23 protein-coding genes are annotated in these 22860 nt (G+C 36.0%); 10 read left to right on the top strand and 13 right to left on the bottom strand.

Annotation, left to right across the window (positions count from 1 at the left end):
- Position 1: 1 nt before the first annotated feature.
- Positions 2 to 508, bottom strand: a complete 507-nt coding sequence (locus NTU89_02275) for an HIT domain-containing protein (protein MCX5923373.1) — start codon at positions 506 to 508, stop codon at positions 2 to 4.
- A 231-nt stretch (positions 509 to 739) separates the two neighbouring features.
- On the opposite strand from NTU89_02275, the gene NTU89_02270 reads away from it, so the two are divergent.
- Positions 740 to 1618, top strand: coding sequence for a glycosyltransferase (locus tag NTU89_02270; protein MCX5923372.1), 879 nt, complete (start codon positions 740 to 742; stop codon positions 1616 to 1618).
- A gap of 1 nt (position 1619) precedes the next feature.
- Here NTU89_02270 and NTU89_02265 read toward each other — a convergent pair whose 3' ends face one another.
- Together NTU89_02265 and NTU89_02260 are read right to left on the bottom strand one after the other, a co-directional pair.
- Positions 1620 to 2408, bottom strand: coding sequence for an SET domain-containing protein-lysine N-methyltransferase (locus NTU89_02265; protein MCX5923371.1), 789 nt, complete (start codon positions 2406 to 2408; stop codon positions 1620 to 1622).
- Between the two features lie 18 nt (positions 2409 to 2426).
- Positions 2427 to 3641, bottom strand: a complete 1215-nt coding sequence (locus tag NTU89_02260) for a serine hydroxymethyltransferase (GenBank protein MCX5923370.1) — start codon at positions 3639 to 3641, stop codon at positions 2427 to 2429.
- Positions 3642 to 3782: 141 nt separating this feature from the next.
- Between NTU89_02260 and efp the strand changes: the two genes are divergently transcribed.
- The 3 genes from efp to NTU89_02245 are packed head-to-tail and all read left to right on the top strand — an operon-like array spanning position 3783 to position 5102.
- A complete protein-coding gene (gene efp, locus NTU89_02255) occupies positions 3783 to 4349 on the top strand; it encodes an elongation factor P (protein MCX5923369.1) in 567 nt (188 codons plus the stop codon).
- Positions 4349 to 4906 (top strand): transcription antitermination factor NusB, encoded by a 558-nt coding sequence (gene nusB, locus NTU89_02250; protein MCX5923368.1) that lies wholly within the window; start codon positions 4349 to 4351, stop codon positions 4904 to 4906. Before efp ends, nusB begins: the two co-directional genes overlap by 1 nt.
- Positions 4899 to 5102, top strand: coding sequence for a hypothetical protein (locus tag NTU89_02245; GenBank protein ID MCX5923367.1), 204 nt, complete (start codon positions 4899 to 4901; stop codon positions 5100 to 5102). The genes nusB and NTU89_02245 overlap by 8 nt, the downstream gene beginning before the upstream one ends.
- A 120-nt stretch (positions 5103 to 5222) precedes the next feature.
- Here NTU89_02245 and NTU89_02240 read toward each other — a convergent pair whose 3' ends face one another.
- From NTU89_02240 to NTU89_02230, 3 genes are all read right to left on the bottom strand, one after another.
- Positions 5223 to 5522, bottom strand: a complete 300-nt coding sequence (locus NTU89_02240; protein ID MCX5923366.1) for a hypothetical protein — start codon at positions 5520 to 5522, stop codon at positions 5223 to 5225.
- 9 nt (positions 5523 to 5531) lie between these two features.
- Positions 5532 to 6362, bottom strand: a complete 831-nt coding sequence (locus NTU89_02235; GenBank protein MCX5923365.1) for an AAA family ATPase — start codon at positions 6360 to 6362, stop codon at positions 5532 to 5534.
- A 193-nt stretch (positions 6363 to 6555) separates the two neighbouring features.
- Positions 6556 to 7395: a hypothetical protein gene (locus NTU89_02230; protein MCX5923364.1), complete on the bottom strand. Its 840-nt coding sequence runs from the start codon at positions 7393 to 7395 to the stop codon at positions 6556 to 6558.
- A 121-nt stretch (positions 7396 to 7516) separates the two neighbouring features.
- Between NTU89_02230 and NTU89_02225 the strand changes: the two genes are divergently transcribed.
- Positions 7517 to 8338, top strand: a complete 822-nt coding sequence (locus tag NTU89_02225) for a class I SAM-dependent methyltransferase (GenBank protein MCX5923363.1) — start codon at positions 7517 to 7519, stop codon at positions 8336 to 8338.
- 146 nt (positions 8339 to 8484) lie between these two features.
- Here NTU89_02225 and ndk read toward each other — a convergent pair whose 3' ends face one another.
- From ndk to NTU89_02210, 3 genes are all read right to left on the bottom strand, one after another.
- Positions 8485 to 8892 carry a nucleoside-diphosphate kinase gene (gene ndk, locus NTU89_02220; protein MCX5923362.1) on the bottom strand — a complete coding sequence of 136 codons (408 nt, stop codon included), beginning with the start codon at positions 8890 to 8892 and terminating at the stop codon, positions 8485 to 8487.
- Positions 8893 to 8909: 17 nt separating this feature from the next.
- Positions 8910 to 10778: a 30S ribosomal protein S1 gene (locus tag NTU89_02215; GenBank protein MCX5923361.1), complete on the bottom strand. Its 1869-nt coding sequence runs from the start codon at positions 10776 to 10778 to the stop codon at positions 8910 to 8912.
- Positions 10779 to 10915: 137 nt separating this feature from the next.
- Positions 10916 to 11326, bottom strand: a complete 411-nt coding sequence (locus NTU89_02210; protein ID MCX5923360.1) for an iron-sulfur cluster assembly scaffold protein — start codon at positions 11324 to 11326, stop codon at positions 10916 to 10918.
- A 128-nt stretch (positions 11327 to 11454) separates the two neighbouring features.
- Between NTU89_02210 and NTU89_02205 the strand changes: the two genes are divergently transcribed.
- Complete coding sequence (locus tag NTU89_02205) at positions 11455 to 12588, top strand: hypothetical protein (GenBank protein MCX5923359.1); 1134 nt, start codon at positions 11455 to 11457, stop codon at positions 12586 to 12588.
- A gap of 78 nt (positions 12589 to 12666) precedes the next feature.
- On the opposite strand, the gene NTU89_02200 is transcribed toward NTU89_02205, so the two are convergent.
- The 4 genes from NTU89_02200 to NTU89_02185 all read right to left on the bottom strand — a co-directional run bounded on the left by NTU89_02200 (position 12667) and on the right by NTU89_02185 (position 16515).
- Positions 12667 to 12888, bottom strand: coding sequence for a hypothetical protein (locus tag NTU89_02200; protein MCX5923358.1), 222 nt, complete (start codon positions 12886 to 12888; stop codon positions 12667 to 12669).
- Positions 12889 to 13055: 167 nt separating this feature from the next.
- Entirely contained in the window at positions 13056 to 13202 is a 147-nt protein-coding gene (locus NTU89_02195) for a hypothetical protein (protein MCX5923357.1), read from the bottom strand.
- Between the two features lie 341 nt (positions 13203 to 13543).
- On the bottom strand, positions 13544 to 13789 hold the full coding sequence (locus NTU89_02190; protein ID MCX5923356.1) for a hypothetical protein: 246 nt from the start codon (positions 13787 to 13789) through the stop codon (positions 13544 to 13546).
- A 101-nt stretch (positions 13790 to 13890) separates the two neighbouring features.
- Complete coding sequence (locus tag NTU89_02185; GenBank protein MCX5923355.1) at positions 13891 to 16515, bottom strand: pitrilysin family protein; 2625 nt, start codon at positions 16513 to 16515, stop codon at positions 13891 to 13893.
- Positions 16516 to 16615: 100 nt separating this feature from the next.
- Between NTU89_02185 and NTU89_02180 the strand changes: the two genes are divergently transcribed.
- The 4 genes from NTU89_02180 to infB all read left to right on the top strand — a co-directional run bounded on the left by NTU89_02180 (position 16616) and on the right by infB (position 22711).
- Positions 16616 to 17749, top strand: coding sequence for a ComEC/Rec2 family competence protein (locus tag NTU89_02180; protein ID MCX5923354.1), 1134 nt, complete (start codon positions 16616 to 16618; stop codon positions 17747 to 17749).
- A gap of 45 nt (positions 17750 to 17794) precedes the next feature.
- Complete coding sequence (locus NTU89_02175; protein MCX5923353.1) at positions 17795 to 19255, top strand: clostripain-related cysteine peptidase; 1461 nt, start codon at positions 17795 to 17797, stop codon at positions 19253 to 19255.
- A gap of 466 nt (positions 19256 to 19721) precedes the next feature.
- On the top strand, positions 19722 to 20786 hold the full coding sequence (gene nusA, locus NTU89_02170) for a transcription termination factor NusA (protein ID MCX5923352.1): 1065 nt from the start codon (positions 19722 to 19724) through the stop codon (positions 20784 to 20786).
- A 29-nt stretch (positions 20787 to 20815) separates the two neighbouring features.
- Positions 20816 to 22711, top strand: a complete 1896-nt coding sequence (gene infB, locus NTU89_02165) for a translation initiation factor IF-2 (GenBank protein ID MCX5923351.1) — start codon at positions 20816 to 20818, stop codon at positions 22709 to 22711.
- Positions 22712 to 22860 lie beyond the last annotated feature (149 nt).

Genomic DNA, 22860 nt, shown 5'->3' with positions numbered 1-22860 from the left:
TTTACCCGTTAAAACTTTTCTCAAAATGAGGCTTTAATTTTTTATATATTTTTTCTAAATCAACTGAAATTTGTTTGCTATCGCCAATGGTTGTAAAAAAACCAGTGTCTCCTGCGTACCTTGGAACTATATGCATATGAAGATGTTCAGGAATTCCTGCGCCAGCGGCTCGACCAAGATTAGCTCCAAAATTTATCCCTTGACAGCCCAGCTGATCTTTAACTATTTTCATACTTTTTGCCGCAGCACTCATAAGATGAGCAAGTACTGATTCTGGCAATAAATCAAACTCTGACTCATGATTTTTAGGCAGAACAAGAATGTGTCCACCATTATAAGGATAGAGATTTAAGACAATAACCAGGTCGCTGCTTTTAAATAAAACAAATCGCTGCTCATCTGATTCATCTTTTGTAAACAACTCACAAAAAACGCAATCTCCAGATTCTTTTCCACTAATCTGAGAGTGAACATATCGGTCACGCCAAGGAGCATATAATTTATCCATACCACATACCCTTTACTTGCTTACTCTTGCTAGCAGAGTCTATTTTATTGTTTCAAATCACTGATAACATCTTATAATTTTTCTTATTTTTTGCATAGACAAAGTTCCAAGCACCTAAATCATAAATCAGTGGTCCATAAATTTGAAAAAAAAGCTCTTTATGCTAAGCTCTGATCAAATCAAATAGTGTCAAAACAACCATCTATTCGAACTTATAAAGAAATTAAGCAAATGACAAAAAACAAAATCGGCGCCTTTATATTTAGATTTTTTACAACAATCCTTTTAAGCTCATCTTTTATAGTACCAGCACAAAAAATTTGTATTTTAATTCCAGCCTACAATGAGCAAGACCGCATTGGAAAAACGCTGTGCGCATACGCAGATTATTTTAAAAACAAGCCTGAAAAAGTTAAATTTCTTGTCGTCGCAAATGGTTGCAACAAGGATGATAAAACCGTTCAAATTTCTCAAGCCTTAAAAAAAACCTATAAAAATATCGACGTGATAAATCTTGAAAACGGCGGCAAGGGCTACGCTTTAAAAAATGGATTTTTATGGGCACTTAAGAAAAAATTCGACTTAATTGGATTTGTAGATGCTGACATGGCAACACTTCCAGAGCATTTTTATGACCTTATCGAAGCTTGTAATCAAGGTTACGATGGCGCAAATGCAAGCCGTTATGCAAAGGGTGCAAAAATTTATCCTGAAAGACCGCTCATTAGGCTAATCGGAGGGAAACTTTACAACTGGGTCCTTCGCAAACGATTTGGATTTACCTGCAAAGATACACAATGCGGAGCTAAAATTTTTACACGCGATACCATTGCAAAAGTTGCTCCACAAATGGAAGAAACTGGCTGGTCATGGGAACTTGAATTTTTTTACCTATGCCAACTTGAAGGCAAAAAAATAAAAGAAGTGCCAACCGTTTGGAGTGATCAACCCGGAAGCCACTTAGAAATTTCTACCAAAATAATTAAAGAGTTTACTTCTGCGCCTGGCCGCATCAAACAACGTCACGCGGCAAAAAGAAAAGCTCTGCACAATGCTCTAAAAAAAGAAAAACGCCTTTCAAAAATTAACAAAAAAAGCCGGTCATTTTAACCTAGTCCTGAAAACTTTCTGGCTGCACATTACGCGTTGTCCAATAATCATCTCCATAGCTTACCGTAAGCTGCTGACCTGCAGCAATATCTTTTTGCGCTATGTAACACACATGCAACTTGCCATCAGCAATCAAATAAACCGCCCTTGTGTTTGGATCTTTTGCATGATTTATAAATCGTAGCTCATTACCGCGGTATTTCCCGTCAAGGATTAACCGATCCCCGCTCGGTACCATTGCTCCATAATCCCAAGCAAACTCAGTATCTTCAAGCGCTTGTCCTGAGCACACTTCGCCAGCATATGTACCAATAAAATCGCCTGACTTTATAAACATTGTCGCAAAAATACCATGCCCAACTTTTTTTGAAATAAGCGAAATATACATAGAAGCTAGCTTTTTATTTTGTATGTCATTTCGATATTTTTCAGATAGCTCTAAAATGTTTTTGCTATCAGATTTATAATGCGCAGAATCTTTTGGATCAGGTAGCTCAGACGGTGCACACTTTATATCCATAAAATTAATATACTGACAGCCAATTGATTTAAAGAAATCACGCTTTTGTCTTTCACTTGCGTACACTTTATGGTCCTTTTGATTTTCAATTGTATCATCACTGCAATCAAAACCCATTTCAACATCATTTAACATTTCACTGATAAGCCCAGGCTCTTGAGCATCCAAAGCTTTGCAAGGCACAGCTCGGTTAACTTGATTTTTGCTAATAAAAATAAAAAAAAGCCCAAAAACACCAAAACAAATACTGATTTTTTTTAATCGAATCATAATTTTCTCCTTTTTTATTTAGACCCATTTTTCAGTAATTTCTCGCACTTTTTTATCGTACTCACCAGCACTTTTTTTACTAATAAACCCTTGTAAGACCGTATGAATTAAATCAACTATCTGCTCGCAGTCTTTTGCGGTTGCCCCACGAGTGGTAACTGCAGCAGTACCAATTCGAATACCGCCAGCAAGAAGCGGTGAATTTGTATCCAAGGGAATAGCGTTTCGATTTACAAAAATTTCAGCTTTTTCTAAAATCTGTTCTACTTGTTTTCCAGTCAGATCAAATGGCCTAACGTCAATTAAAAACAAATGAGTATCTGTTCCGCCAGAAATAACTTGGTATCCCAATTTCACAAACGACTGAGCCATAATTTGTGCATTTTTTACAACCTGCTTTTGATACTGTACAAATTCTGACGATTGCGCTTGCTTACACGCAACACCCTTTGCAGCAATAACATGCATAAATGCGCCACCCTGAATTCCTGGCATAACAGCTCGATCAATCATGCTTGCAAACTCTTTTTTGCATAAAATTACTGCACCGCGTGGACCACGAAACGTTTTATGAGTTGTCATCGTAACAAAATCAGCACATGGAAAGGGAGATGGGTGAATTCCTGCCGCAATAAGGCCTGCAATGTGTGCAATATCAGCTAAGAAGTAGGCACCAACCTCTTTTGCAATTTTTGAAAATCTCTCAAAATCGATAATTCGAGAATAGGACGAAGCGCCTGCAATAATTAATTTTGGGTTATGTTTTTTTGCCAAATCAAGAACTTGATCATAATCAATCAGCCCGGTTTTTTCATCAACACCATATGAAATAATATTATACAGCGATCCTGATAAATTAACGCTATGGCCATGGGTTAAATGCCCACCAGCAGAAAGCTTCATACTTAAAATAGTATCTCCCGGCTTGAGAACCGCAAAATAAACTGCAAAGTTAGCTTGTGATCCAGAATGAGGCTGAACGTTTGCATGCTCAGCACAAAACAACTCTTTAAAGCGCTCAATTGTCTCTTTCTCAATATCATCTACAAATGCACAGCCGCTGTAATAACGAGCTCCCACATTTCCTTCAACATATTTATTTGTCAAAACAGAACCGGTCATGCTCATTACTTCCTTAGAGGCATAATTTTCAGAAGCAATCAGATTTATTCCATGTTGTTGACGTTTGCTCTCTAGGTCCAATAGCTCAAATAAAATATCTTGTTTTTTCATACATACTCCACAAAATCGCAGTCATCAAATCTCATGACAACTTAGCACAAAATTTGTCCGTGTTTACTTTTTTTATCGATTTTTCTATACTTATAGAAGTATAAAAATGATTAGAGCGCGTTTGGCAAGGAGTTCATCCATATGATTTCAACAACAGATTTCAAAAGAGGCAAAAGAATCCTCTTCCAAAATGAACCTTACATGGTTATCGAATTTATCTCGGTAAAACCAGGAAAAGGTGGAGCATACATCAAAACAAAAATGAAAAACATGATCACTGGATTAATTCGAGAAGAAACATTTAGATCTGGTGAAAAATTCGAAGATCCAGGACTAGAGTACAAAGATATGCAATATCTTTATAATGAAGATACAATCTATCATTTTATGGATCTTGCTTCTTACGAACAATACGCTTTTAATAAAAATCAAATTGAAGAAGCTATGGATTTCTTAAAAGAACAAGAATCTTACAACATCATGTATTTTCAAAATAAGCCAATTGCGGTTACCCCTCCAATGTTTATGGACCTGCTCGTAACAGATGCACCTCCTGGACTTAAAGGAAACACTGCTCAAGGTGGTGCAACAAAGCCAATCGTTTTAGAAACGGGAGTTACCATCCTTGCACCTTTGTTTATCAAAGAAGGCGACATTTTAAAAGTTGACACACGAACCAAAGAATATATTGAGCGGATTAATAAATAATGGAAAATGATAAGCCCGCACCTATAGAAAATCCTATACCTCAGCCAGAAAATGCTTGTGAAACACTTGATCAAGTTATTCAGTCTAGGCGCAAAGTTAGATCGCTCGTGTTTCATATTTTATATGCAGTTGATGCATTAGATTATGAAGTTTCGGCTAGTAGCGTTGCTGAAAAATTAAATAGCGAATACGAAACGGATATTCCATTAAATGGGGATATTGTAAATACCGTTGTTGGAATTACTCAGCACAAACAAGAGCTAGACAATACGCTTATTCCATTTTTAGAAAACTGGAAATTTGAACGTATCGGAAAATGCACTCTTCTTGTTTTGCGCTATGCAATTTGGGAAATTTTATATACGCAGACCTCGCACAACATTATTCTAAATGAAGCAATTGAGCTTGCAAAATGCTTTTCTGAAAAAGATGCTTATAAATTTGTAAATGGAATTCTAGATAAAATTTCTAAACAATACAAAAGTAAGCACGCTGTAATTGAACCTGAAGAGCCACAACCTGAAGATGATGAAGACGATGAAGCCGACTATGAATAACTACTCTGAAAAAACATCTACCCTTGTTGCATTTTTGGCTATTAGTGCATTTGTATTGTTTCTTTGGAATTGTCCAACAATAAGAAATGCTCAAATAGGTTGGTATTCTTTTTGGCTAAATTTAAATCCGCTGTATTATTTAATTCCAGTATGGATATGGCTTCGTTTTACATATCTTTCTGATTCAAAAAAATAATCTTTATTTTCAATCAAAATAAAGACCTGATCAGCTTTAACAAAAAGAGGCATGAGTCTATCTGACTCATGCCTCTTTAGTATTTTAACTCAAAAAATCTAAAAAAGATTCATGCTAATTTTATTTTCGTTTTTCTGGAATAGATCTAACTTTTTTATCTTTAAAAAACTGCTCGCACATTTCATCAAATACATCTTTTATTTGTAAGCGCTCCCAGTAGGCATGCGATTTAATTTTCTCAAGATACTCCTGTTTAAGTATAAACGTTGCGCGAATTAAATCTTCCTGTAGCCCTCTTTTTGCAGCAGGAATAGCATAATCGAAACTATTTTTAAACAGTGGCATAGTCTTAGCTTTTCCATCTGGCTGCTCAGAAATCCACTCAAGGCCTTTTGGAATTGTGCCCAATCTTTTTTTCATGACGATCCCTTATCTTTCAAGCATTTTTTCTTTAATTACAGGCATTGCCATATTTTTAATATCTCGATTAATAAACTCTTTGCTCAGCAAATCATAGTCATAGCTTCCTGAACAGTTTTCATTGTATTCAAAGATAGTTTTTCCAAAGCTTGGGGCTTCGGCAACAGCAATGTTTTCATGAATTTTAGTAGCAAATAAACCTTTTTCAAACTTATCTTGCAAGCACGAAAGTACTTCATTATGAATATTTCTACGATTGAATCGAGTGCAAACTACTCCACAAATTGCAAGCTGTGGATTCATACTTTTTTGCAAGCTGTCGATAGTGTCCATAAGCTGAGAAACTCCTTGCAGCCCAAAAAATTCTGGCTGAACAGGGATCAAAACTTCATCACTTGCCACAAGAGCGTTTATAGTCATGAGGCCAAGGCTTGGCGGGCAATCGATTAAAACATAATCATAATACGCATCAACATCTTGGAGCATTTGTTTTAAAAGAAGCTGTTTATTTGGAATAGCACGAACAAGCTGATCAAATCCAGAAAGTGCAATAGTTGCAGGGATAAGATCAAGAGTCATTTTTTTATTTTTGTTTTTTATTTCTCTAGAAATTAGCGCGTCTTGTATATTACATTGGTTTGTTAAAAGCGCAAACAGATCACACTCAACATCATTTTTTTGCTTACAAACTACACCAAGTGCCGATGTTGCGTTACCCTGCAAATCTGCATCAATAAGTAAAACTTGCTTGCCAGCGCGCACAAGGCCAGCTGCTAAATTTACAGATGTGGTTGTTTTTCCAACGCCACCCTTTTGATTCATTACTGAAATAATTTTCACAGACTCTCCTTTTTATAAAATGATTTCATATCCTCTAAATTCACTAACATGCTCATTTTTGTAAATCAATATTTTTTATATTTTTCAAAATCATATAAATACAAGAAATACAATAAAAACCAAATATCCATTGTAAAACCAGTAATCAATGTATACAAAGCAACAGGCCTTCTAGATCAATTAGCCAATAAAGCTAAAGCTCACCACCTTTGTCTGTTTTTTGCGTCCTGAAAAAGGCCATGGTTGCCAACCAATGAACTTTTTTATCTAAATCAAGCAACCTTTTTTGATCATGTTGAATTTCATAAACAGGTAACTCATGATCAAAAAAAGATATCATCCCTGGAAAATTAAAGGTAAATTTTTCAAAATTTTGTAATTTTTTATTAGAAAAATACTCTTCTATTTTTAAAATATTTTTTGCAATCGAAGGGTGATGTAGCTGGCTATGATTTGGATGCTCTTTTTGAAACATAACCGAAATGTTCACAATTCGATCACTTTGAGCAAAGCAACGATCGCAAGAAAGATTAATTGGCTGAACATAGTCTCCAAACGAAAATAAGTTGTAAAACTTACCAACAACTGACATATCGGGATAGATTTCTCTTGTCATGTCAACAGGACACCCCAGTGCGTAAAATTTAGCGACTTTAAAGAAATTAATCCTCCTTGAAATACTTTGAGCTATAATTTTTGAGGCAAGGATTCCAACTGTAACGCCGTGACTATGTCCTATCAAAATTACAAAATCATAAACTTCGATTTTTTTTGCTAATTCTTGAGCCGCCTCAACTTGGGCAAGGTACCCTAATTTTCCAGACCACGAAAATGAAACTATTTCATCAACAAGTCCCAACTCAAAATTGCAACTTTGAACCGATTTAAAAAAGTCTCCATGTGGCTTGTACCAAGATTCATCCTTTGCCCAAGTTCCATGAATAATAATACAGGCTGACTTTGTATACAAAGTAGAGGAGGTGTTCAAAGAAAACAGAGCAAACATCGTAACAAGCAAGCTAAATCGAAACATAGAAACCTTTAATATCAATATTTTATTAAAAAACAATGCCAAATATCTTGGCAAAAACCTTGACACTTTTTTGTTCTTTTGCTGTTATCTTCATTATTATTATCACAAAACAAGGAATTAAATGACAAGTCGCAGCCTATTTATAATGCTATCAATATCTACACTTCCAAGCATAATCAATACATATAACATTGGATACAATGGAAATGACGCAAATGTCTCATATGAAACAAGCTGGGGTAAAGAGCGTTTCGTAAAAGAAGATTACATTAAATATTTTCCATACTACAAAAAACATATTGAAAACATCACAGCCATGCCGCTATCTTTATCAGAAATTCAAACGCTTCCACATCCATACTCAACACTAAAAAAAGTTCTTCCTTTCAATCCGTTTGGTATGTATTTTAATGCTGCGTTTATGCACAAACTTTTTGAGCACAATGACATCGTTAACGTCGTAGAAATTGGATCCTATTTTGGTGTTTCAACACGACACATTGGATCACTTCTTCCAGAAAATGGAAATCTATTTGCCATTGACGATTGGGCATATTTCGCAGGAATGTATGAACAGTTTTTAAGCAATATTGTTTCAAGCGGACTAGAAAATAAAATCACACCAATAAAACAAAAATCACAAGATGCAGTTTCAACGATCACAAAAAACATTAAGTATTTTGACTTAATTTATATCGATGGTGATCATGAAACAGAAGGCGTATTAATGGATATGTATTTGTATTTCCCTCTTGCTGGCGAGCACGGCATTGTTTGTGGAGACGACTGGCTACTGACAACTGTTAGAGAAGCTGTGGTAGAGTTTGCGCAAGAAAATAATCTAACGGTTTATGGTGCTTGCAACTTCTGGTTCTTGAAAAAAGAAGGCGGATTTGAAATCAAATCTCACCTAGATGGGCAGGACGAAATCTGGAATTTTTAGTAATTTTTTTTAAAAGTTATACTACATCTCTACTTTAAAAAACTTTCCAAAGTAGACTCAAACAATATAATTTTAAATTTAAGATCAAAAAGAAAAGGGTGCTAAGATAGCACCCTTTTCTTTGAAATCACTTTATAAGTAATTGCCTAACAGCAACCACCAAAAAATATTTTCAGTTCACGTGCAGCACTCGTTAAAGAGTCTGAACCGTGAGCTGCATTTTCATCTAAGCTTTTGCCAAACAAAGCACGAACTGTGCCAGCCTGTGCGCTTGCTGGGTTTGTTGCACCCATCAAATCACGCCATGCTAAAACAGCGCCGTCTTTTTGTAGTTTCATAACAATCACTGGAGATGATGTCATTGTTGCTACCATACCGTTGTAAAAAGATCTTTCTTTGTGCTCAACATACAAGTCATCAGCTTGCGCTTTAGTCATTGTAATTTTATCAAGACGCACAATTTTAAAACCAGCCGCTTCAATCATATCAATGATTTTACCGCTATTGTTTTCTGCAACCGCATGAGGCTTAATAATCGCAAATGTTTGTTCCATGTTTTAACTCGCTTCGATTATTTTCTTGATTTTTTCTTTTTGTTTTCTTTTTCTTCACCGTATGATTCATCTTGTTGACGAGCTGCATGCTTTTCAAGCTCGATTTGCAACGAAGATTTCATACGAGGCGCCATAGAAGCTTTTTGATCGACATAGTCGTCTTCTTCTACTTTTGGCGCTTTTTTCTTAGGCTGTTGTTGCTGTTGTTGCTGTTGTTTTGGAGCAGGTGCTTGATGATGCTGTTGCTCTTCTTTTGTTTCTTCAAGCTTCAAGCTTAAACCAATCTTACGCTCACCAGCGTTGATGTTAACAACACGAAGCTCATAAGTTTGACCAACTTCAACAGGGCTTTCTTTGCGTTGCTCTAAATCAGAATTATAGATCAATCCTTCAACTTTATTTGAAAGTTTGACAAATGCACCGTAGTTACCAATTTTGGTTACTGTGCCCATAACTCTTGATCCAATAGGCATATCTTTTTCAATTGATTTCCAAGGATCAAGTGAAAGTTGTTTGATACCAAGAGCAACTTTTTTGTGATCTTCATCAACTGAAAGGATGACCGCTTCAACTTCTTGGCCTTGTTTATATAGATCACTTGGATGTGCAATATGCTCAGTCCATGATAAATCTGAAACGTGAACCAATCCGTCAACGCCTGGAATAATTTGAACAAAAATACCGAAATCAGCAATATTGGTAATTTTACCTTTAATGCGATCTTCTTTTTTGTAATTTTCTTTGATTGTTGTCCAAGGATCTTTTGACAACTGTTTGATACTCAAAGACATTCTTCTGTTTTCAATATCTAAAGATGCTACAAGCACTTCAATTTCTTCACCAACTTTAAATCTGTCTTTCAAGTTTGAAATACGATCAGTCCATGAAATTTCTGAAATGTGTACCAATCCTTCAACGCCTCTGCGAATTTCAACAAATAGACCGTAATCAGCAATGCTTGCAACGTGTCCTTTGATGATTGAGCCAACTTGAATCATCTTGTCAATATCTTGCCAAGGGTTGTCGCCAAGTTGTTTCATTCCTAGAGAAATTTTGCTGTTATCTTTATCAATAGAAAGAACTTTTACCGTAACATTTTCGCCAATTTTCACCAATTCACTTGGATGAGAAATTCTGCCCCATGTCATATCAGTAATGTGCAACAATCCATCAACTCCACCAACATCAATAAATACACCATAGTTTGTGATATTTTTCACAGTACCCATGATAACTTTATCAACTTCGATAGTATCAAGAATTTGTTTACGAGATTTATCACGACACTCAGAAAGGTATTTTCTGCATGAGATGATAATGTTGCCACGTTTTTTGTTAAGTTTAACGATCTCAGCAATAATTGTTTTACCAACAAAATTGTCAAAATCAGTAACGCGGTATAAGTCAACTTGTGATCCAGGCAAGAACGCCGGAACGCCAACATCAACACTAAGTCCACCTTTAACTTTGTGAGTGACCACACCCTCAACCGGTTTTCCTTCTTCGAACAACTTGGTAATTCTATCCCAAGCGCGAACTGTTTTTGCATTTTCATAAGAAAGAACAACATCACCATTAACGTTTTCAAGTTCGTCGATGATAACTTCGAGATCTTTGCCAACAGCAATTTCTCTCATTTCTTGTTCTGAAAATTCATACAAAGGAATGATACCGTTTGATTTGTATTTGATATCAACAAGCACACCGTTTGAATCAATTAATATAATTTTTCCGGTTACCAATTGACCAGAATTATATTTACTAACTTCACTTTCAAACAGGTCGATCATTGACTGTTTTTGCTCTGCAGAAAGAACCATATCGTCCGATGAAGGAACAATGTAGGCTTTCGCAAACTGAATTGGTTTTATACGCTCTTTTGACATATTTTTTTCGACACAATTTTTATCTTCCTAAAAATTGCAAAATGTTATTAAAAATAAGATTATTAAGTCTTTGTAAAGATATCAGATTTTATCTAAATTTTCAAATTTTGAGCCTAAACAAGGGCTTTTTTTAAGAGTTAAAGAGCTGAAGCACTAGACCTATTTTTTTCCAAGTATTGACTTGCTCCCTTGGTCAGAGCCATGACAGACAAAAGTCCGCATCGTAATCGATTTAAGCCAAGCCTTGTTCCAAGCAATTTTTCAACAAGCTCTTCATCGAGCTTCGCTACTTCATGCAAATCCATTCCAACGACAAATTCTGTAAGCTTTGAAGCCATGGCCATGCTTAAAACGCATCCAGATCCCTCAAATCTCATTTCTACTATTTTACCATTTTCAATAATTCCACAGATTTTAACACTGTCGCCACAGGAGGGGTTGTGTTCATCTGAAAAAAAATCTGCTCCATCTAAAATACCGTAATTTCTAGGGTTTTTAGAGTGATCAATTAAGTCTTGTTTGTACAAATCTTGATTCATGTTGTTCATATGCTCTCAATCACGAAATAACGACAAACAATTTTGCAGTTACTTAAAATTATTGCTTTTAGCTAACCATTTTTTTTAAACTACCCTGAAATAGGTAGAACAATATTATATCAAAAATAGGGGATTTTATGAAAAAACTTATTCTATGCTCTTTCCTTATATCAATCTTTAATCTAGCAGCTTTTTTAAACGGCTCCGATTCTTCAAGAGAGGGCAGAAAAGCTTATGCTCAAGGCGATATAAGTCCTGATTTTATACCAAGCCCTTTCTGCTTAAGCCCTCGAAGAGAAGAAAGCAAAAGAGCTTTTCAAATAGACCTTTCGCCAGAGCTTAATGAACTCACAATTAGTTCATTAAATAACGAACTAGACAAATCAGAGCTTAGCTGCACAATGGCAATGTCACCATCCTGCCAAAAAAAACTACTTAAAGCTCATGTAAAAAACAAAAACTATCCAACTAGCCCATTTATCAAACAAGAAAAACCAACCCTAAATCAACTAAGGCTTCTAGATTGCGTAGAGATTTCCTTAATATCTAGCGCAGCAGCAGGAGCTTGTTATGCAACCTACAAACAATCCGGTGTAATTCTTAATGCTCATAATTTTTTTCAGCCACAAAAAAGATTTATTCCTGGAATGGAAAGTGCAGCAATAGGATCTGCGCAACTTTTATATGCTGGCGTTTCAAGCGCTACTGCACTTATCGCACTATCAGCAATTGCATACAAAATAAACAGAATGGTGCATGCTTCTTGTAGATATAAGCTAGAAAATCAAAATAGAGATTTTGCTCAGCAAGTAGAAAAACTATCTGAAGACTTTCAAGCTTACCAAGTAGCAACAGATCACATCTTCAACACACTGCTAGAAAAGATAACCAAAGCCGACAAATCTCACCGAAGGCTCGCTATGCAAACCCAAGAAGGTTTTATTTTACAAAGTCAACACATTGACAGCGCAAATAAGGCATCTGTTTCCACCTATGAAGCTTTACGAATTTTAGCAGAGACTCAACAACCACGCGCCGCATCCCTTTCAATCAATTCATCACCAGTGCCATCACTGTCCACCTCCCTACTGTCCGGCCAACTGACCACAGCCCTTAATCAAGCACAGTCAGCAGTTAATCAAATAGCGCAAGAGCACTCAAAGCGCGCAACGCCAGTCATTGATATTTCCCAAGAAATAACCCCAATAGCTCCAATTCAGTCGATACCAATTAAACCAAAAAAAATAAAATCTGGCGGTTGCTGCTGCTAGAAATAGACTTTTTATCAAAAAAAAGGGCGCTTTAAACAAGCGCCCTTTTTTACAAATTCTTAAATTAAGAAATTGTTTTTAGTAAGATGATTTTTTCTTTGAATCATGTGATTTTTTAGAATGCATATCTTTTTTTGCATGATCTTTTTTCATTGATTTTTTTTTGTCATCTTTTTTCATATGATCTTTTTTCATATGTTCTTTTTTAACAGGCTTGTTTTCATCTTTTTTAGATTTTTTACAGCCAGTTACAACTGTTAACAAAGCAAATGCAGCAAGTATACTCATGAATTTTTTCATATTATTCCTTTTTTAAAGAATGCTAAACGATATCACTGCAAGCACTCTAAAAAAAAATATTTTCTTTCTTTTTCAAGAGAATCATTTTATTTTGCATATAAAATCAATCAGAATAGTAAAAAGCTAAAAACTTTTTATTGATTTTAGCTTTTTAATGTTCTTAAAAATTAAGGTTGTGGCGCGTCCGGGAGATTTGAGCGATCATTTTTTTGCTGATTATTCGACACAGCAGTACCATCACTAGTAATAGAAGCGCACCCTCCAAGAAAACTCAACAAAAATAATAGCCCAAAAACTTTAATAACATTTTTCATACTCAAACTCCTTTTTAATTTAAAAACAATCGATTTAATCGTACGTTCAACATAGCAAAAAATGACATTTTTTCAAAGACTTGCTCTAAGATTGTTTACCATTAAAAAATCGGCATTTTCATCTATTTTCATAAATGAATAAACCATGCTCGCGATCTTCCTTGCTGCTTTTCCAGCAATTTTAAAACCACATCTTTTATAAAATCTTAAAAGCTTTTTGTCGTTATTTTTTTTAGTTTCATCGTCTGGCTTGCAAATTCTATTATCAACTATCTCAAAAGAGCCAGGCTGAATATAAACTTTTTTGGCTCCAAGGCTTTTGATATAATCACACGAATGATTTAAAAAAACTCGCCATAACCATTGTTTCTATGCTCTGTGTAGATATATAAACTATAAAAAACATATGCCCTAGAACCATGGATTTTATAAACAAACAAAAACCCAACAGAACTATCACCATGAAAGAAATTTATTTTAAAAAGCTTTTTTCGTTTCCCCCTCGCAGTAAAATCAACCCTTAGGTTTTCTTGCGAAAAGACTTGAGAGGAAAACAGTAAAAAAATAACCGCTGCAGCAATTTTCATAAACCAACTATACCCTATGGCTCCAGGACCTATAAAACAGTAGTCGCAAAAAGAGAAAATGTTTTATTTGTTTTATCTTTTTGCGACTACTAAAATAGTTCTTAAATTCTGCCGATTCTAACGCAAACTAATTTTTCACTGTTTAAATATTTCTTAACAGACTCTTTCATTCTATTGATATCGATTGCACGAATGGTATCAATTCGATTTTCAAAATAATTTTCAGGCAATTCATACTTTTGTAAAAACAAGAAGGTTGATGCCATGTTTTCATTTGAATCAAAAAGCGTCGGAAACGTATTTATAACAACTTCTTTTGCTTCATCAAATTCTTGATCTGTAATCGTATCAACCGCACTATCAAGACAATTTGCTATGGCATCTTGAGCTTCTTGCAAACGATCTTTTGAAACAATTGTTTTAATAAAAATCATACCTGGCTGTTTTCCCGAGCCAGAAACAACCGATCCGCCAATCGTGTAAAAAAGACCGCTTTGTTCACGCAAATCAAATAATCTAGAGCTCATTCCACCGGTTAAAATTTGATTAAAAACTAGCAAGTCATCGTAGAGTGGATCGAGCCGATCAACTGACAAACCAGCAAAAACAACAGCTACTTGATCTCGGTTTTTTTCAATGCTTATTTCTTCTTTTTTCACCGGCAAAATAGCTGGATAATCCAAATCTGCTATGAGGTTACCAGCCCATGAAGACCCGAGCGAATTTTCTATAGATTCAATAAGAGTTTCTGGATTAAAATTTCCAACAATTGATAAAATTGCCTCCTGGGGAGAAATCATATTTTTATAATAATTAACGCATTCTTGAGGGGTTAAACTATCAAGACTTTGCTCGCTACCCCAGGCCATATTTCCGTATGGATGATTGCCATAAATTTTTTCTGAGGCCACCTGAGAAATACACTTGGTCGGAGTGTCCCAAAATTGAACAAGCTGTGACTTTGTTTTGCTTCTTATTCTATCAAAGCTCTCAGCGCTTAATGTTGCATTCTTAACGATCTCACCAAGAAGCTCCATTCCTTTTGAAACATCTTGCGAAAGCATAGTGATTAACACTTGTCCTGGATTTGATGAAATTGAGATTCCATACGACTCAGCATGCTGGGTAAACAAAGAGCCTGGATAGGCAGAGGAGCCTTCGAGCATCATCTTAGAAACTATATACCCAATGCCGTGTTTTCCAGCTGGATCATGGTGATGATTTGCCTTTAAGCTTAAAATGCATTCAACCAAATCAACATCAGCATTGTGATGAAAGAGAACCTGTAAGCCATTTTTTAATGTGACTTTTTTTGCAACAGGAGAGGGCTTTTTTGCTAGCTTTTCAACATTAATGGTATGGACATATGACCCATCAACCACATCTGATGTGCGCTCTTTTCCAAATAAAATTTTAGTGTCAAGCTCATCAGAATCTTCTTGTAGTTTTTTCAAATAACCAAGCTCTGACTTTGGAGCTTGTATGATTTTTCCCTCATGGCATAAAGTCGGTCTAAAATATTCTTTTAAAAGACTTTGAACCTGATTTGAAGCATCATCTTTTTCATAGTTACAATAGGTAAAAGGATACTGTTCATCGCCCGTTGCAGTAAAAGATTTGCCAATTGCATAGGCTTGTTTTTGCACATCTTCAAGCAAGTCTTGATAATCAACTTGTGCAAGCTTTAACGCTCTTTGCAGCTCAAAATCAGGAATTCCGTTTTCAGACAAATCACTGATTTCTCGTAAGATAATTTCTTTAATTTGATCAATGCCTGATTCTTTTTTAGGCTTAAATTCGATAAAGAAAATTTCTCTATCGAATAAATCGTAGCTCATAGCGTGGATCGAGATTGCAATCTCAAGCTCATCAACCAAAATTTTGTGAAGTCGAGATCCTTTTCCGTTTGTTAACAGGTAGGCCAAAAGATCATACAAAAATTCTTTTTGTGCCGTAGCTCCAGGCAAAACAAATGCCAACATACAAGTTGCTTGCGCAACATCTCGATAAATTGTAATTGATTTTGCTTGCAAATCCTCATCAACGAAAAAGTCAGGCTTTTCAATGTCTGCACCTCTGACAATGTTTCCAAATGCTTTTTGCGCTTGTTCGAAAGCATCTTGCACATCAATATCACCAACTATTACAAGTGCAGCATTTTGCGGGATATAATATTTTTTATAAAAATTAACGAGTGTTTGTCTTTGCAAGCTCCATAAATCTTGTTTGTACCCAATGATAGGGTAGTGATACGGATGCGACTCAAAAATGTTGGTTACAAGACTATCTGCAAGAGTCCAAGAAAAATCATCTCGATACATTTTAAGCTCTTGAATAACTGCTTTGACTTCAGAGTTCATATGCTCTTGATCAAAAGTACAATTCTGCATGCAGTCTGCAAAAACAGGTAAAACCTTTGCCCAATTTGCAACAGGAAGATCAAACAGATACCCAGTGTAATCATAAGAGGTAAAAGCGTTGGCATACCCCGATAATTTCTGCGTGATCATGTTTATATCTGACTCGGTAAGCAAATCCTTAGTGCCTTTAAAAATCATATGCTCAATAAAATGAGCCATTCCTTTTTCACCATTTACTTCATGCTTTGATCCGACATTGTACCAAAGCTGTAACGAAACTTTTGATGATTGTTTTTTAGGGCAGACCAAGATGGTCAAGCCGTTTGATAGGGTAAATTTATGAACTCGCTTATCTATATTTTTCATTTTTTATTCTTTTTTTAAAATTAATTTTTTCTTGTTTTAAGCTTATTTATTTGCCTTTAAGTCTAGAGAAAAAATCATTTTTTGCTATAATTAATCCACTATGAAAACTTCTTTTGACTTCTTTTACGCAGTTCCTTTTCCACATGTCATTGCAACAATAACCGTAGCAACGGCTCTATCAATTCTGGCAATACTTTCTGGCTACTGGATGGCAATCCCTATTGCCTATGCTGCGCTGTTTTTTTATACCGCATTTGAGCAAAAGCAGCACCAAAGCTTTGTTTTAATTTTATGCATGTTGTTTTCAACCGGTGCATTTTTACAAATCAAGCAAATGCGCAACAATTATAATTCTCAGAGCGAATTGCTACACAAGTCTCTCACCCTACAAGGGGTTATATGCCAAATAAATAATTCAAGCCTGGCAAAAGAACAAACAACAATTTTGTTGCACGCAACAAGCGCAACAAACCACGAATTAAAAGAATCAAAAATATCAAAAAATATTTTAATCTACGCACCAACCAAAAGAACTTTCCGGCTGCAAGAAGGGCAAACAATTGAAATAAGCCAGATAAAACTAACTAAGCCAGAAGTTGGATGCGAGTACGAATCGTACCTTATAAAAGAAAATATTTGGGCCTCTGCATTTATAGCATCAAACAAGATTATCATTAAAAATGATGCCGGGCTGCCAATCCATAAAAGATATTTTAATCTTTTTACATCACAGCTAAGCAAACGTGCCACTAGCCTTTTTAGCCCACTGTTTCTAGGAAGACGAGAAAAAAACTTAGATACTGTTGCAATGCAACACAACTCCATCTACCTTGGAATTGCGCATCATATGGCACGCTCCGGAATTCACCTAGTAACCATTTTTGGATTGCTCATGACATGCCTGCACTACCTAAGAATTAGGCACTCATATAGATATTTTCTGGGAACACTTCTATCAATTGGATACTTTGAAATAACCTACCCCAGCATTTCATTTGTTCGTGCTCTATTCATGATTCTTTTTCAAATGTTTAGCAAAATGAACAAGTTTACCTACTCAAGTATCCACGCCTTAACAACGACAACCTTAATAATTCTTATGCACAACCCGCTTCAAATTCTATTTCTAGATTTTCAGCTGAGCTTTGGGGTCACATACATTATCATATGGCTTTTTAGAGCTAAATACTCAAAAACAGTTGCCTTTGCTCCTGCAAGCTTTATACGATCCTAGTATAAATAATTTTTCACCATACGCGCTTATTAAAAAAGGAGCCATATGAAGCACTATGCAAAAAAAGCAAAAATCTTTACCCTATGCATTTTTACCATGCTGCAAACAGATTTGTCACACGGTCGGTTAGACCCTAGGCTTATATCAACAGATGAGCTCTTTGAGCTTGCCATAGAGTCACAAAAGGAAGACTTTTATACAGAAAAAGATTGCGCAGAAATACGCTCAATACATTCAAAAAAGCCGCTAACTTTTATGGTTTACATGGCAGCCGATAATGACCTTCATTACTTTGCATGGAAAAACCTAAAGCAACTAGAATCTATTGGTTCTAATGAAAACGTAAACATTGTTGTTCAGCTAAACACACCTGGAAACTCAAGCCCTACAAGACGATATGTGGTAAAGGCGGGAAGAAAACTACTGGTGCTCGGAGAGGACTCTCCAATGCAAAAACTTAACAGCGGAAGCCCGAATACTCTGATCGACTTTGTAGCATGGTCTGCTTCACACTATCCAGCAGATGAATACGCTTTAATTCTTTGGAATCATGGATCTGGCGAACAGGACCCAAGCTTTTCTAGAACGATTAATCCATGCAATTTGTTTTACGCAAACCCTACAGATAACATGCTAGAAATCGATAGAGGCGTTGGATACATAGCGCTTTTATATCAAGAAGCTTTAAAAAATATACTACTCGATGGAAGGCGCGGGATTTGCTTCGATGACACATTCAAAAGCTATATAAATAACCACGACTTAGAATTTGCATTACATGAAATTTATAACAATGTTTTATCTAAGCAAAAATTAGCAATCCTAGGGTTTGACGCATGCCTCATGTCTATGATAGGAATTGCATCGATAGCAAAAAAATATTCTCAATACATGGTTTCATCGCAAGAGGTAGAGTATGGAACAGGTTGGAATTATGAGCTAGCCCTAAAGCCACTGCTAAAACAAAGCCTAAGCCCAAAAGAACTTGCCCAGCAGCTTGTGTTTTCATATGAGCAAAACTATCAAAAAATAATAAATGAATATACCCAATCAGCACTTGATCTTTCTTTTTCTCAGGCGCTAGAAGATAGCATCAGCAAAGTCTCAGAATTGTTAATAGAGGCTTTGCAACATCAAACAAATCATAGCGCTTCAGACATATTAAGAAAGTGCAAATCAACAAAATACTGCACCTGCTTTGACGAACCAAGCTACATAGACCTTGGTCACTTTTTTTTAAATATACAGCAGCACGTTCAGCACATAAGTATCAAAGATAAATCTCGCGAGGTAGCCCTTCAAAGAGAATTGAGCAGCGCCCTGCAAGAAGGGTTAGACATAATACCTCAATTTGTAGTTGCTAACTGTGTAGGCCAAAAACTAAAAAACGCTCAAGGGATTTCAATTTACTTTCCAGAGCACTCAATATCTCAAAATTATTTAAAGTCACCATTTGCCATGACTAACTCTTGGAGTCATTTTATACAAAAGTACATTTTTGGGTAAATAATTTTATGTGGATAAGTGGTGGATAAGTGGTGGATAACTTGTGGATAACTCACCCCCCCTATCCCCATCCAATGATCAAATACTGGCTCTGGATCAGGAAATCCAAGTGTGCAACATTGCGATAGCGCGATCCAGAGCCCACAAAGGCACTACCCCCCATGAGTTATCCACATAGTTATCCACCACTTATCCACATGTTTTTAAAGAAAAAAAAGACTATTAGAACAACAAAAACACCTAGTTTGGTTGCGAGTTATCCACATAAACACGATTCACCTATTACTATAAGATATAAATATCTATATATAAATAATAATAATATCAAAGAGATGATCCAAAAAAAACGGGGTAGCTATCTTTCTACTTTTCATTTTTATTTTTTTGGCTATAATATTTTATGTTACTTATCAAAAATATCTTTAAAGAAAATTGTAATTCTCAAAATCGGGGTCCTTGTTATAAAATGTTAAATAAAGTTATTGCAGAACTTGTTGATGAAAAAGGTTTAGACCAAGCGTCTTTGCAGAGTGTTATTTGTGAAGGCATTTTGGCAGCTTATTCTAAAAAGTACCCAGAAGCGATTTTGAGAGTCTCTGTAAACAAAAAAACAGAATCAATTCTTGTTGAAGTTGAAAAACTTGTCGTTGCTACCGTTGAAGATCCAGTCATGGAAATATCGCTAAAAAAGGCTCAGGCCGTACAAAGCGGTATTACGCTTGGCGATAAAGTTTGGATAGCGTTTGAAGAGCCTATTGGGCGTGTTGAAATATTAAAAGCTCGTCAGGTTATCGCGGCAAGACTTAAAGATATTGAAGCTTTAAGTGTTTACGAAGCGTTTAAAGACAAAGAGGGTCATATCGTGCAGGGCGTTGTTCATAAACATGAGCAAAATGGTGCGCTTGTTATGCTTAGAGACACCATGGCCTTCTTGCCAAGGTCTCTGTCTATTCCCACAGAAACTTATGTTATCGGTCGCCCTATCCGGGCACTTTTAAAAACAGTTCATCAGGAGCATCGTAGCACTGGACAGCTTATTTTAGATCGTTCATCTGGTGAGTTTTTGGCTCGCTTGCTTGAATTAGAAATCCCTGAAATTTATGATAAATTGATTGAGGTTAAAGCTGTTGCTCGTCGAGCTGGATACAAGAGCAAGGTTATTGTGTCGCAAAACGATCCAAACATTGATCCTGTTGGGACATGTATTGGTGTTGGCGGCGGCAGAATTAAGCCTATTTTAAAAGAGCTTGATGGTGAAAAAATAGATGTTTTCTCGTGGGGAAATTCAAAAGAAGAGCTTGTTGCTCTTGCTTTGCGTCCCGCAGAGGTTAACAGAGTTGAATTATTAGATGATAAAAGAGCTCGCGCTTGGGTCAGTGAAGACCAAAGAGCGCTTGCTATTGGTAAACTTGGTCAAAACATAGGCCTGGCTTCAGAATTGTTGGGGTTAGAAATTGAGCTTGTTTCTTCTGGTCATGGACTTGAGGAAGTTGGCTTAGGGTCTCAGGATACTTCAGGGTCAAAATTTTAAAACTACGCTACGTATAGAGTTGTTGGTTCATGCGAATTAAAGATTTTTCTAATCAGTTTGGTGTCTCAGTAAATGAGCTTGTTGTTATTTTAAAAGAGCGTAAAGCTGGTTCGTATGGGGACGACTTTATTTTAAGCGATGATCAAGTAAGCTTCCTTCGGAGGCGCTTTAGTCATGTTGAATTTGTAAAGCCTTTTTCTCATGGACTTTCTCCTCAAGAAAAGGTTATCGTTCAAGATATGACGGTTGGCGAGTTAGCCATTAGAATGAAATGTTCTGTTTCTGGATTGATTTTGCAGCTTTTAAAGCGCGGAATTTTGGCAAATAAAAATCAAATTGTAAAAAAAGACCAAATTATAAAAGTTCTTGTTGATCTTGATGTTGCGCATGAAGGCCTTAAGGTTGACTCTGATTCTGTCTTAGAAAAATTTTTAGACGCAAAGAGCTCTTCTGGTGACGAGCGAAGATTGCCTACGGTTGCTGTTGTCGGTCATGTTGATCATGGAAAAACAACGCTTCTTGATTTCATTCGTAAAGCACGAGTTGCTGACGGTGAAAAGGGTGGAATTACTCAAGGTGTTGCAGCTTATGAAGTAACAACGAAGCATGGAAACTTAGTCTTTTTAGACACTCCTGGTCATGAAGCATTTTCATTAATGCGTGAACGCGGTGTGTTGATTGCTGACTTGGTAGTTTTGGTTGTTGCTCTTGATGATGGTGTAAAGCCTCAAACTATAGAATCTATAAAAGCTATTAAAAGCTTTGGCGCTACAACGGTTGTAGCATTAAATAAAATTGATAAAGTTTCTCCTGATCGAATTGACATTGTAAAGCGTCAACTTTCTGATCAAGGATTGTTGCCAGATGATTGGGGCGGAGAAACTCCTTATATCTCTATCTCTGGAAAAACTGGTCAAGGTGTTGATGATTTGCTAGAAGTTATTCGTTTGCAATCTGATATTCTTGATTTAAAAACAAGTTCGACAGATTGCGCTCGTGGCTTTATTTTAGAGTCTAAAATGGAGCATGGTCGTGGAGCTGTTGCAACAGTAATTTTACAGCGCGGAACAATTCATCGTGGTGATCATTTTGTATGTGGTTCTTCTTATGGAAAAATCAGCTCAATGAAAAACTATTTAAGCAAAAACATTGAAAGCGCTGGTCCTTCAGTTCCGGCACAAGTGGCAGGTTTTTCTGCGTTGCCTATGCCTGGTGATGTTTTTGAGTTTGTGTCAGATGCGTGTGCTGTAAAAAAACATAAAAACATTCAAGTTAGAACAATTGCTGACGCAACTAAGGGTGGTCAAGAAAAAACAGAAGGCGAAGGCGGAATTAACATTATTCTGAAGGCGAACACACTTCTGTCAAAAGAAGCTTTAATTACAAGCATTGCAAAACTTAATCTTGAACAGCCTGAAAAAATAAAAATAGTAGATGTTGGCGTTGGTGATATCAACGAAAGCAACATAGAGCTTGCAAAAACAACAGGATCTTTAGTTTACGGCCTTGGTGTTAAAATTGATAAAAGTGCTAAAGCTTCTATCAAAAAAAGTACCGTAATTAAAACATTTGATATTATTTATAAGTTGCTTGAAGACGCTAAAGAAGCTGTACTTAAAAGCCATGTGCGAAAAGTTGAAGAAAAAACTTTGGGCGTTGCTCGAGTTAAAGCTATTTTCAAAATTAAATCAGTTGGGATGGTTGCTGGTGCTGGCGTAGAAAGCGGAAACTTAGAACAAGGTTGCAAGGTTAAAGTTTATCGCGATGGCGAAATGATTGGCAAAGGCGTTATTCGAACACTTCAACGAGATAAGTCAAAAGCATTAACAGTCACACAAGGACATGATTGCGCATTTGCAGTTGAAGGGTTTACAAGCTGGAAAAATGGCGATGTTGTACATCACATTGTTGAGATTGTATCATAAAGTCTGCGTTGCTTTGGATTGTTATTGTTGCGCAACTTTAAGATTTACTCATTTGGCGGCTCTTTCTTGTTGCTATGAATTAAAATAAATAAAATTTTTGTCAGTAAGATTTGAAAGGAGATAGTATAAAACTGTCTCCTTCCTTTTTT

Source organism: Candidatus Dependentiae bacterium, from assembly GCA_026389065.1.
GTDB lineage: Bacteria > Babelota > Babeliae > Babelales > Chromulinivoraceae > JACPFN01.
Note: the sequence above shows the minus strand (reverse complement) of the source record. Positions and strands in the feature narration are given on the sequence as shown.